This window comes from Calothrix sp. PCC 7507, from assembly GCF_000316575.1.
GTDB lineage: Bacteria > Cyanobacteriota > Cyanobacteriia > Cyanobacteriales > Nostocaceae > Fortiea.
The window spans coordinates 1,016,617-1,029,068 of sequence record NC_019682.1 but is presented as its reverse complement, the minus strand read 5'-3'; the positions used below and the strand labels follow the sequence as shown (position 1 = coordinate 1,029,068).

The 12,452-nt window shown below is 39.5% G+C and carries 8 protein-coding genes; 3 read left to right on the top strand and 5 right to left on the bottom strand.

Features of this window, described 5'->3' with window-relative positions; genetic code table 11:
• Nucleotides 1-13 precede the first annotated feature (13 nt).
• Together CAL7507_RS04570 and CAL7507_RS04565 are read left to right on the top strand one after the other, a co-directional pair.
• Nucleotides 14-1,342: an ATP-binding protein gene (locus CAL7507_RS04570; RefSeq protein WP_015127258.1), complete on the top strand. Its 1,329-nt coding sequence runs from the start codon at nt 14-16 to the stop codon at nt 1,340-1,342.
• Between the two features lie 494 nt (nt 1,343-1,836).
• Nucleotides 1,837-3,690 carry an ATP-binding protein gene (locus tag CAL7507_RS04565; RefSeq protein WP_015127256.1) on the top strand — a complete coding sequence of 618 codons (1,854 nt, stop codon included), beginning with the start codon at nt 1,837-1,839 and terminating at the stop codon, nt 3,688-3,690.
• Between the two features lie 186 nt (nt 3,691-3,876).
• On the opposite strand, the gene CAL7507_RS04560 is transcribed toward CAL7507_RS04565, so the two are convergent.
• Entirely contained in the window at nt 3,877-4,293 is a 417-nt protein-coding gene (locus tag CAL7507_RS04560; protein WP_015127255.1) for an anti-sigma regulatory factor, read from the bottom strand.
• Between the two features lie 274 nt (nt 4,294-4,567).
• Here CAL7507_RS04560 and CAL7507_RS04555 point away from each other — a divergent pair, with 274 nt between their 5' ends.
• A complete protein-coding gene (locus CAL7507_RS04555; RefSeq protein ID WP_015127254.1) occupies nt 4,568-5,758 on the top strand; it encodes a PP2C family protein-serine/threonine phosphatase in 1,191 nt (396 codons plus the stop codon).
• A 38-nt stretch (nt 5,759-5,796) separates the two neighbouring features.
• Here the strand turns inward: CAL7507_RS04555 and CAL7507_RS04550 are convergent, their stop codons facing one another.
• The 4 genes from CAL7507_RS04550 to CAL7507_RS04535 form a co-directional block, all read right to left on the bottom strand.
• On the bottom strand, nt 5,797-6,123 hold the full coding sequence (locus tag CAL7507_RS04550) for an STAS domain-containing protein (RefSeq protein ID WP_015127253.1): 327 nt from the start codon (nt 6,121-6,123) through the stop codon (nt 5,797-5,799).
• An 85-nt stretch (nt 6,124-6,208) separates the two neighbouring features.
• On the bottom strand, nt 6,209-6,940 hold the full coding sequence (locus CAL7507_RS04545; RefSeq protein WP_015127252.1) for a PIG-L deacetylase family protein: 732 nt from the start codon (nt 6,938-6,940) through the stop codon (nt 6,209-6,211).
• Nucleotides 6,941-7,205: 265 nt separating this feature from the next.
• Nucleotides 7,206-9,197: a glycosyltransferase family 2 protein gene (locus CAL7507_RS04540; protein WP_015127251.1), complete on the bottom strand. Its 1,992-nt coding sequence runs from the start codon at nt 9,195-9,197 to the stop codon at nt 7,206-7,208.
• Nucleotides 9,198-9,639: 442 nt separating this feature from the next.
• Nucleotides 9,640-12,315, bottom strand: a complete 2,676-nt coding sequence (locus CAL7507_RS04535) for a DUF3131 domain-containing protein (protein WP_015127250.1) — start codon at nt 12,313-12,315, stop codon at nt 9,640-9,642.
• Nucleotides 12,316-12,452: the final 137 nt, after the last annotated feature.

Genomic DNA, 12,452 nt, shown 5'->3' with positions numbered 1-12,452 from the left:
GTAAGTGAATTACATGGCAAAACTTAAAATATCGAAAAAAATATCCACTGCTTTAATCAATTCCTTAAGTGCAGGAGTAGTCCCAAGACTAGGAGTAGAACACATAGCAGTTGGTCGAGAAAAAGAACTACAAAGCCTTTTACAAAATCTTGATGATATTGCAGGAGGTGTCGCAGCATTTCGCTTTATAATTGGTAACTACGGTTCTGGAAAAAGCTTCATGCTGCAACTGGTTCGCAACCGTGCTATGGAGCAAGGTTTTGTAGTAGCTGACGCTGATTTGTCTTCAGAGCGCCGACTAGCAGGAACCAACAACGAAGGTTTAGCGACTTATCGAGAATTAATGAGCCGCCTAGCCACAAAAACTCGTCCTGATGGTGGTGCTTTAGTCTCAATTTTAGAAGGATGGATTAATAAAATCCAACAAGAAGTAGTAAAAGATAGTGGGATACGTCCTAATGATGAAGGTTTTGATGACAAAGTGGAAGAAAAAATCAGAGAAGTAGTTCAGTATATTGAAGATTTGGTACACGGCTTTGATTTTGGCAGTGTCATTATTGCTTATTGGCGTGGCTATCGGTTGGATGATGATAATTTAAAAAATGCTGCCATGCGTTGGTTACGCGGGGAATTTAACACCAAAACTGAAGCTAGAGCAGCATTAGGAGTACGTGTCATTATTGATGATGATAGTTGGTATGATTATATCAAGATATTTGCTAAATTTGTGGCTGAAATTGGCTACAAGGGACTATTAGTTTTAGTTGATGAATCTGTACATTTATACCAAATATCTACTACAGTTACAAGAGAAAAAAACTATAATCGATTGCTAGCAATATTTAATGACACCATGCAGTGCAAAGCAGAACATCTAGGCATTGTTATTGGTGGCACAACAAAATTTTTAGAAGACCCAAATCGGGGATTATTTGCTGATCAAGCTTGGCGAAGACGCACCAAAGAAAGCCGTTTTGTTGCACAAGCTGGTGTGCAAGAATATTTGGGGCCAGTGATGCGGCTCAACCCATTAAGTCAGGAAGAAATCTTAACACTTTTGCAACGCTTGACGGAAATTCATAGTCTTAACTTTGGCTATGAAAAGGTTTTGACTAATCGTGAATTGCAGGATTTTGTCAAAGAAATTACCAATCGCTTGGGTGCAGAGGCATTACTAACACCAGGCGAAATTGTGCGAGATTTTATTAGTGTGCTGAATATACTCCACCAAAACCCAGGAATTTCTTTTGCAGAATTAATTAATGGCTCTAATTTTAAACCTACCGCTGTAGGGAAAAATACCAATATAGATGGGGAGGATGGAGCAGAATTTAGTTTATGATATTTATCTTAATTTAACTCTTGAGAAGAGCGATCGCACATGAGTACGAAGTCCTCAGCGATTACGAATTTTGTGGACACTTTTTCTCATATCGCTTGTTTGTATAGACAACTCACACCGCTTTTCAGATATCTAATGGCAGATGATGTTTGCTTAAATATGTTCATGTCAGATAAAACCTATGGATAAATGGGAATAATAACCTTAAAGAACTGAAAGTAGGTTTGGTGCGTTTGGGACATCCTCATCTGAGATTTTTTCCCTCAACGCTAGCTCAATGCATCACCTCCTACCCTAGTTGTTTTCCCAAAAATGAGGTTTTACTGATGAGTCAGATGACTAGAGACGATGTCCGCGAGCGTCTTGGTAATATCGATAAAACTATTTATTTAGTGAACACACGAATATTTCATCTACCTATTTAACTTCAGCTAAGACTGGAAATAATGTTGATAAAATATTCCAAACTTTAGCCCCATACTTAATTTAGTCAAATGAACTTATTATTAACTGAGTTGTTATCTAAATGTTGTATTGAATATTTGATAGTTGATGAAAATCTAAAAATTTTAGAGAAATCTTTTGGAGTCAGTAGATTTGCTGGTCTTCCTGATGCGATTAAACTATATCAAGATGTGCGAATTTTATTTCCCGAATTAGAGGGACTCGAAGATATTTTTAATACCATTAAAGAGGGTAGAAAAAATAGTTTTGAATTAAAAGGAATTAGTCGTTCACAAAGTACAGATTCTCCTTTATATATTGATATTAATGTTATTAAAAATATCCAAGAAGATTCTATTAGCAATCAGCTAATGATTCTTGTGAAAGATAGTACAGAACGCATGGTTCTTGAGCAATCTTTATTCCAGGGAACAAATGAAGCAAATCTTTTGTTACGCAACCTTAAGGCTTCTAAACAATATATTGACCAAATTTTAAGTTCAATGGCAGATGCATTGCTAGTGACAACTTTATCAGGGAAGCTGGAATTAGAAGAGCAACCTTTTGCACTACCAAATTGCATTAAGGAGACTCTTTCGCTATTTGCACCTAAAGTTAAAGAAAAGGGATTGAAACTCACATTTATAGATAAACCTGAAGTTCCGACGATGATTTTGGGTGACATCACTCGATTGCGCCAGGTTTTGATTAATCTACTCAGTAATGCTTTAAAATTTACTGAAACTGGTGGTATAGAAGTTTCAGTTATAACTCGTAAGAATAGAGATATTCATTCTCCTGCTGCCACAAATACTGACGAAATTCAGTTTACGATAGAAGATACAGGGATTGGAATTGCACGCGATCGCCTTGATCGTTTATTTCAAGCCTTCAGTCAAGCTGACTCCTCCATCGCTCGACAGTACGGCGGTACTGGCTTAGGTCTTGCTATTTGCAAGCAACTTTGTGAATTAATGGGTGGGAAAATTTGGGTAGAAAGTGAACCGGGAATAGGTAGCAAATTTTACTTTACTATTACTGCTCCTGTGATTCTAGAAGGAGTGGTGAGTCAGGAAGGGAAAATAAGAAATGTAGCAGATGATGCCGAGATTGATGCTTCCAAGCCTCAATTAAGGATTCTGTTGGCTGAAGATAATCTAGTGAATCAAAAAATAGCTTTAAAGCAACTCCAAAGTATAGGCTATAAAGCCGATGTTGCTAATAATGGTAAAGAAGTTTTAGAGATAATTAAAAAAAATCCCTATGATTTGATTTTTATGGATTGTCAAATGCCGATTCTTGATGGGATAGAAACCACAAAAGAAATTCGTCTTTGGGAAGATAACTTATTTGCTAGTCATCGGCGTCCTATAGTAATTGCAATGACAGCTAATGCCATGAAAGAAGATAAAAAAATGTGTTTAGATGCAGGTATGGATGATTTTTTAAGCAAGCCTGTATTTAAAGAACAATTAGCGGCTACTTTAGAGCATTGGAGCCAATTTATATTCAAAATACAATCAGAGAAGTTAACTGAGCAGGCAGTTTCTGTAATAGAAGCCGATTTATTAGAACTACCAATTGATTGGGAATACTTACATCAGCTATCAGAAAATAATGCGGAATTTGAATTAGAACTACTACAAATATTCATTGAAGATACCCAATCGCATTTAGCAATAACCAAAGCTGCGATCGCAGCTAATGACTTTCCAAAACTTGCGCGAGAAGCACATCATCTTAAAGGTGCTAGTGCTAATATTGGAGCTAGAAAAATGCACCTGGCTGCTGATAAATTGGAAAAACTAGCTCACCACCAAGAACGTAGGGGTACTAATATCCTAGTTTCAGAATTAGAAGAGTTTCTCAATTGTATTCAAGATTTTTTAAGAAGAAGTCAGTAGCTGAAAATTTAAACAAGTAAAATTCCTGTTTTTTATTTTTCAATTCTGCTTCCCAACTCCTAAAATTAAAAATATGCTGGTTCTCAGTGGAGTGCAATATGCTTAATTGAGTTATCAGAATTCAGGAAGATTCAATATTTTGGCTCCTTTGAGGAAAATGTATTTCATCTAAGAGTTGCTATATGCTTAATAATATTTACTCATAAATAAGCAATAACGATTATCTGTTGTCTGTTCATAATGCAACTTGTCAGCAATTTTAGACATGATTTTTAAACCACGTCCACGCTCTTGATAGTTATCCTCAAATTCACATTTTTCTTGCAATTCTTGTTCTAAATTGAAGGGTTCACCTTGAGACAAAATACAAATTTCTATGTGTTCATTAAACCGCACAGCCTCTATTTCAATAGAAGTTTCATTTGGCAAATTTTTGTGGGCATGTTCAACAGTGTTAGTAAAGCCTTCTATAAGAAGTGTTTGGCATTGCCACCAAATTTGTTGATTAGCAATAGGTGGTTGGTTCATCTGCTCAAACCAAGATAACACTTGAGGTAAAACTGTAAGATTTGTATGAACTTTTAGCTGAATTTTATTGTTCACTTTCTAGCCACTAGAATCTACTGCCATAATCATATTCGCATTTGATTTAAATTGGGTATTTTTACTATATATTAAGAATCAAATTACGTATAATTAAAACTAGAGTAAAAAGCTGCTAATTCAAAAAATCTCATCTTTAGGTAGGGGAGAAAAAACGGAAAAAGCATAGTGAGGTTTCCTCTCACACTATTTTTCAAGACAGTAGTTAGGAATAATGGCTATTTTTTTGATGCCCTAATACTTGCTTTTTAGCTTAATTAAAAAGGTGTGAGTTATGTTGAAAATTCTAGTTATTGATGACGATCCGATTATTAGAGTGGCATTAAAAAGAACGCTCGAAAAGCAGGGTTATGATGTGACTGTAGCTAGTAATGGTAAAGAAGGAATTGTTCAATCACAACTGCTACGTCCGGCTCTGATTATTTGTGACTGGATAATGTCACAAATGGACGGATTAGAAGTGTGCCGTCGTATCAAGGCAGATTCAGAGTTAGCAACTACTTTTTTTATTTTGTTGACTGCTAAAGGTGCATCTCCCGGAGAGGAGGAAGATAGAGTTAAGGGATTAGACGCTGGAGCGGATGAATTTATCTCTAAACCAATTGAGATGAATGAATTAAAAGCAAGGGTGAGAGCCGGGCTAAGGTTACATCAGCTAAGTCAAGATTTACAGAATCAAAAGCAAGTTTTAGAAACACTCAACCAGAATTTGCAAACTCAAAAACAAATCTTAGAGGCAGAATTAGCTGAGGCAGCTGATTATGTGCGATCGCTACTGCCTTCGCCGCTTATGGGTGCTGTAACTACAGAAGCACTGTTTATTCCCTCAGCGCAGTTAGGGGGTGATTGCTTCGATTATTACTGGCTAGATGAAGATAATTTGGCAATTTATTTGTTGGATGTATCAGGGCATGGGGTTGGTTCTGCCCTGCTATCTGTGTCTGTATTAAATATTTTGCGATCACAATCTCTACCAAATACTAACTTTTATCAACCTAATGAAGTCTTGCAGGCACTCAATCAGGCTTTCCAAATGAGTAATCATGGTGCTAAATACTTCACAATTTGGTATGGAGTTTATCACCGTCCTAAACGTCAACTAATTTACTCCAGCGCCGGACATCCACCTGCTATACTGCTATCGAAAAAATCTGCGACCAGCCTGCAAGCTCAACAACTAGGCTCTTTAGATTTGCCCATAGGCTTTTTGCCAGATATTAATTTTGAGGATGCTGTCTTAGATGTTGAAGAGAATAGCACCTTATACATTTTTAGTGATGGTGTTTATGAAATTAATCAGCCAGACGGTAAGATTTTGGGACTTGATACTTTCATTGAAATAATCATGAATCATAGCCAAGTAAATGACTGTCATCTCCAGCAAATATTATTGGAAATCATGACCTTAAATATTCAACAAATTCTTGAAGATGACTTGTCTTTACTGAAAATTTGTTTTGCTTAGTGTTTTTAAAACTACATAGTTTTTAATTGATTAACATCTCATTGGATTGCGAGTATTTGGCGTTCAAAATCTTCTTGATCGATAAATGTTTGAAAAATCCTATCCATTTTAGTGAGTTCAAATAGCATCCTAACTTGGTCGCTAACAGAACAGACAAATAGTTTACTGTTAGCTTTCCGTACCATTTGCATAGCTGATACTAAAGCGCCCAGACCAGAGCTATCGATGAACTTAACATCTTTGAGATCAATCAATAAAATATCTGCTCCACTCTCTAGGATATCACCAACCTCACGGCGTAGAATATTACCTCTAATTCCATCCAAAATTCCAGAAGGTTCAATGACTTTGACTGTGAGACTCATAATTGATTTATCCTGTTATTTGTCTAACATTTATACTTTACTATTGTGGCATTTGCTTACTAGAACTGCAAGTTATACTATAAACTCAAGTTTGCGAAATATTGGATAATTCCTGATGAGCTACTTGCTTTTTACTATTAGCCAATGCTTCAAAGAAGCTAGCATCAACCCATTGCCGAGAAATTTCAAAAGCTTCAAAATAACCATCTTTTTGTCCTAACTCTCGTGCCCAAAATCGAGACAAAACGAGTATGGCGTCAAGTTGCATAAATGCTTTATTTAGCTCTGATTCATAACAACCAATAGCCGCAACTTTTTCTTCAATTACAGAGGTAATATCTACAAAAAAATTTGGTTCAAACCCACGTAAAAAAACAGGTGGTGCAGAATACCAAAGAGGAATATTTGTGCGAGTAGCGACATTAGAAACTGCGATCGCACAAACTTCATGATCTCTATGCCCATATTTTTCAGGTTGTGGTGCATGAGTAATAATTAAATCTGGTTGCCAACGTTTAATAGCTTCTTCAGCAACTTTAATTACTACTTGTGTTGAGAAGTTGCACTCTTCCAGAGCATAAAACTCATAAGTTGCACCAATAATTTTACCAGCCTCCTCAGCTTCTTTATGGCGTTTATCCTTCATAGATGAACTGGAAAGATTACCATCAGTCAAAATTAAGCAATGAACATTCCATCCTGCCTTAGACATGATATTGAGAGTGCCAGCGGCAGGTAAGACTTCATCATCAGCATGAGCATAAATTGTCAAAACAGTTTTCTTAGCAAAATTTTTCGGGTCAAAATAATTATTCATAGCTGTTTTACTTAATAGGTTGTGTTGGAGTCAGGAGTCAGAATTTAGGAGTCAGAATTCGGGAGAATGAAGGAGTTATATAGCGGTTCTCGATCTGATGTAATACAATCCAGGGCGGGGTTTCCCCGCCCCTACAGGCTTTGCGATTTAAAACTGTACCTCACTGATCTGAAAACCGCTATAATTCACTTTATTATTAGGTTAATTTCAGACTTTATACTTCATACTTCATACTTCATACTTTAGTTTGACTCCCAATTTTTGTTTAAGCTTCTGTTGGTGGTTGCCAGAAAGATGCACGGATGATGCCCCACAAAAGTGACAAGTTATAGATAGCCCAAGCACCATTAAGTAAGTGAACCCAAGGAGAATTTAAATTACCAGTTGCAAAGCGATAGAGACTCCATAATATTCCCAAAATCGTGAGTGCAAAGATAAGTAATTGTGGCCAAACAAGTTGGAGGAAAATTCCAGATTGCCGCTTTTTAGGTGTAACTTGAAATTTGAGATTACCTCCGACAAATACACCCAAAACTGCTTGGATGAATAGCGGAAATAAGGCGATCGCATATTGTTCTGCCCGCCAAACTTCTCTAGCGGGAATTCCCCAAGTAGCTGTAATGAAAGTTAAGCGATTGATAATAAAGGCGGGGAAGAAATGTAGGGCAAAATCAGGGCCATAGGTTTTAACCGGAACGATATCCGTGAAAAAATAGATAATTGGGCATGAAATAAAAATGAGAGTAGCAAAACCAGAAAAATAGCTATACATCGTTTTGAAATAATGCAAGCGTTGCCAAAATGTTAGTCCTGGTTTTGTGAGTGGATTTTCTCTCAATAATACTTGAATAGTGCCTTGTGCCCAACGCAATCGCTGTTTTAGAGTTGATTTTAAGTCATCTGGTGCTAAACCTTCTGCTAACAGTTCATGGTGATATACAGATTTCCAACCAGCGCCATGTAAACGCATGGCTGTATTCATATCTTCTGTAATACTGTTGCTGGATACACCACCAACTAATTGAAATTCATCTAACCGGGTTGCATCTTTGGCATACTCATCAGAAAAATATTGCAATCCCACATTAATTAATGCGTCTCTCCTCAAGATGGCATCAGTTCCTGTATAGAAAGCGGCATTCATACCGTCTTTACCTTGTTGGAGTGGCCCATAAAATAAATGCGCTTGATGTCCAAATGGATCGCCTGGAGGAATGTTGTAAAAATCTTGGGGTGTTTGCACAAAAGCAATGCGATTTGGCTCGTATTTGCCGGCAAAAAGATTGTAGGTGTAGAAATAGGGTAAGACTCGCTTGAGAAATTGTGGCTTAGGAATATGATCAGCATCAAGAGTGAGAATAAACTGTCCTGAAGTTTCTCCAGAAAAAATTGCGTAATTGAGATTCCCAGCTTTTGCGTGGTGGGGTACGCCGACTGGTTTTGGACGAGCTATGTAACGAAAACGAGCGAGTTCAACTAGTTCTAGTTCCTTCTGGTGAATAGCTGTTTCTAAGGCTTGTTTTTCTGCATTTAGGCGATCGCCTAGCAACTCCGCAGAAGAATCGTTTACACTTTCAGGATGTAACCACAGAATGAACTGTCGCAGACTTTGCACAAATCCGGTGGTAGTCTGGTCAGATGAGGCTTCTTGGAGCCATTGTTCAGCAGCTTGAGCATCAGGTGTCAGTTTTTCTAGCTGCGTCAGTCGCTCCAACAGACAAGATAGCTCTGTATCAATCCGCTTTGCTTCCTGCTGCAATAATGGTGACTGTAAATCCTCAATACACAGCCTTTCTGTCATGGCTCGCATAGCAGGCGAGTTTCCATCATCTAGCACATAAACCCGCAACTTTGTTACGGGGTAATCTATTTGTAGAGCGCCTTGAGCAGTTTTTTCGACAATTTCTGGTGGTTCGTCATAGCATGTTAAAAACACGTCCACCGTTGGCCAGTCAGATATGGGTAGAGATGGAGTCAGCTTGTCGAGTGACTTAATCTGTCGAACTAAAGGACGCCACAACCCAACCACGAACATCACACCACCAAAAAAGCTGTAAATTTCTGCCAATAGCAAGGGAATCGAAAGCCAAAGGGCATCAAAATTGACGGAATGAGTGATGCGCCATTGTATGTACCAAATGCCAAAAATTAAATTGATTTCTGCCAAATAGCGAAATAACAACGTTCTTTTTTTGAGAAATGAGCGGCTATTGCCTGAAAAATTTGTAGAGTTATCAATAATAGAAGCTGCAGTCATCTTGGTACCTAAAATGAAATTAAATTTGGGAGTGAGAATACAGGAGGTAGGAGGTAGGAGTTAGGATGCGGGAGTTTGAAGAAGTTTAAGTAAGTTGACACAATAAAACCAAGCTAAAGTCCATTTTGAAACCATGAGTAGTGCGGGCATCTTGCCCGCTAATACCCATAGGGAGCAAGATGCTCCCACTACTTTTAAAAACTACGGTTCTGAAAATAGATGTGGTTTATATGAATAAAAGTAAATGAACTTAAAACTGTCTTTCCTCCTGTATTCTGGCTGCTGACTTCACCGTACTGTCTCATAAACAATTATTCCCAAGTTCTTTTCTTGACTAACATGTGGAAAATTGGGACTAATTGTCTAAGTTTTTTATTCCAGCTGAAACCGCTATTTTTAGAAGGGCGGGGTTTCCCCGCCCCTACGATTTATTTGCGTCGCCCTACTTACGCGAAATCCAATAAGTTTCAGAACTATGAGAGGTCAAATTGGCTTTTTGTGTGGGAGTATGGGGTAGGCCTCTACCAGAATCACCTTTTTTCACAGCTTCCCACCAAGGAGAGTTCATGGCGGTAGTTGGGAGAATAAGGGGTTGGCGATTCATGACTTTGTAGAGTAAGGATTGCAAAATCATGCTATTTGTGCTAGCGGTGAAACCAATCGCCGGTTTGCCGGTGGTTTCATAAAAGCCTTCATAGAATCCCACTAGGGGGTTATTGAGGTCTGTTGTTCCTTGGAGTAACTTTTGAGCATATTTATCTTCTGGGAGCAAGGCATGATAGGCAAAAGCTACTGCTGTACTGACCATGCGTCCTTTTGGTACTACTTGACCGTCATCGCCTAAAGCTACCCAAGGATCTCCCTGGGCGGTGATTGTGCTGTGGACTGTGTATGGCTTGCGGTCAATCAAGGTGGTAGCGGAGGCGGTAAGAGTATCGGTGCGCTGGTAACGTGCGGCTTGGGCTTGGAAAATTGGTTCAAAGAGCGATCGCATTTGTGGATCTAAGCCAAATTCCAGCGCATACAGTAAGAAAGGATTGCTGACTGTGTATTGATTAACTTGAGAATTAGTATCCTGGCGACGGCGTTGGATTGGCACCTTCACCCCTTCCACAGATGTAGTTTGATATTCACCCCCAACTACAGAACGCTCAACATCAAACCCCCATAATTGAAAAGCACGAGATGCATATTCTTCATAACCCAAGCGGGTTTCGGGGTTGACGCGAATCAGCGATCGCCCATCTTCACCTTTGATCACAGTGGCGCTGGAGAGAATCCCCTCACGCACCACGCGTAAGTATGACCAATCCAAAACAATCTTGTCTACGGCTGTTGTGTATTCTGGGTGACAGCTTTTCAAGTTGTAAAGCGCTGCTAAAATTCTGCCTAGATCCAACGCTGACCAACCCGTACCTGCTGGCGCTGGATTACCGCCATAATCTACTGGTTGGAGCGATCGCGTATCGTAACCCCGACTCGGCAATTCATCTGCAAATAATGGTAGTTTTGTCAATGCTGCCAAAAGATGGCGAGTTTTTTGGTCAAATTCCTTGGGGGAAATGACATCAAGCGATCGCGCTGCGTGGAGTGCAGCTAAATAATCTCCCAATCCCCACAGAGTCGCGCCTTTAAAGTCACTGCGATCGTCGATTAACCCATTCTGAGCATGATAATTAGCCTGAAAGTAGTGCCATGCAGCCTCTGCATAGCGTCTTTCAATCACCGTTAAAGGTCGAGTTAGTTTGAGGTTAGACGATGACTGGGGACTCTCAACTGGTGGAATCGGTGCCACAGCTACCTCAACCACTTTAGTAGTGTTGGGATTCGGTTGCTTTGCAGGCGTTGTCGGAGCAGAGTTATTACTCGGTTGTTCGACAGATGCACTCTTAGCAGCAGATGCAATTAAAGGACGATTTCCCCTAGCTTTGTAATACAGAATTTCCAAAATCAACCCGTTAGTATTGCCAGTCAAGACTTTATTGGGTTGTTTTGATTCTTCATAAATACCAGTGTAATAGCCATCATTGTTAGGACTGTGGAGATCCTTCACAGCATCAAAAACTTTTTGAGCATAAGCATTATCTGGAAAAAGATAGCGCCAGCCAAAAGCAGCTTTGGTGCTGACACTGCGTAGCTTGGGGTAAGCTTTATTGGCATCAGTAATTGTTGCCCAAGATTGACCATTAGCGTAAACAGTGTTGTAAAGAAAATAGGGTTCTTGGTCAATGTTGTCTTCTGTCACCGCAGTCAGTTGACCTGTAGTATCGTAGCGGCGTTTTTGCACATCTAAGACCCTAGCTGCAAAATCAGCTAACTGACCTGGTAAGCCAAATTCGATCCCATCTAAGATATAAGATTCACTGACAACGTAATTATTAGCATTGGTGCTTTGGAAGTCGCGGGTATCAACGGGAATCTGTACACCATTAATCTCAACAAACTTAAATGGTTCTAAAGCGATCGCCTTGGGTGCTTTAAAACCCCAAAGTTCATAACCTCTAGCACTATATTCTTCGTAACCTAGTCGTCCTTCCTGCACCAATAATGTTTGTTTATCTGGTAGGACTGTAGCGCCAAAAAGTTGTCCATCTTTGAGCGATCGCCCCACCTGCCACTTTGATACAATACCCGTGAGCCACTCATTATATTGAGGATGACAAGTCCGAATCACATCAAAAGCAGCCAGCATCCGACCAACGTCTAAAGCAGACCAGCCAATACCCCGCTCAATCGGATTGTTGCCATAATCAACAATCTGTGCAGTAGCTGCGTTATAAACTTTATTCGGCAAAGCATCCTCAAATAACTTCAGGCTGTTGAGAGTCGTTAAAAACTTATTCAGGCGAGCATCAAAATCTGCTTGGTCTGTGAGATTTAACCATCGCGCCGCGTTCAGCGCCATCAGGTAATTGCCCATATCCCAGAGCGTACCAGAAGGATAACCCCCAGTGGAGTTAGTCAATCCTGTCGCTGGTTGATAATTTTTGACGAAATATTGCCAAGCAGCACCAGCATAAATCTTCTCATCAGGTGTGAGCGGTGCTGTAATGCTGCTACAACTGTTCCCGGGGTTTTGGGAGAAAACTGGGATTGGCATGTATAACCAAAATTGCATAAATGTCCCCACGAGGAACAATGCAACCCATCTCAATAGCTTTTGTGGATAGTACTTGTGTGTCATGTTTGCGGAGGAGAGGGGGGAGAAGGGAGACAGGAGTCAGAATTCTGGAGATGGGAGTTAAGCTGATTTGC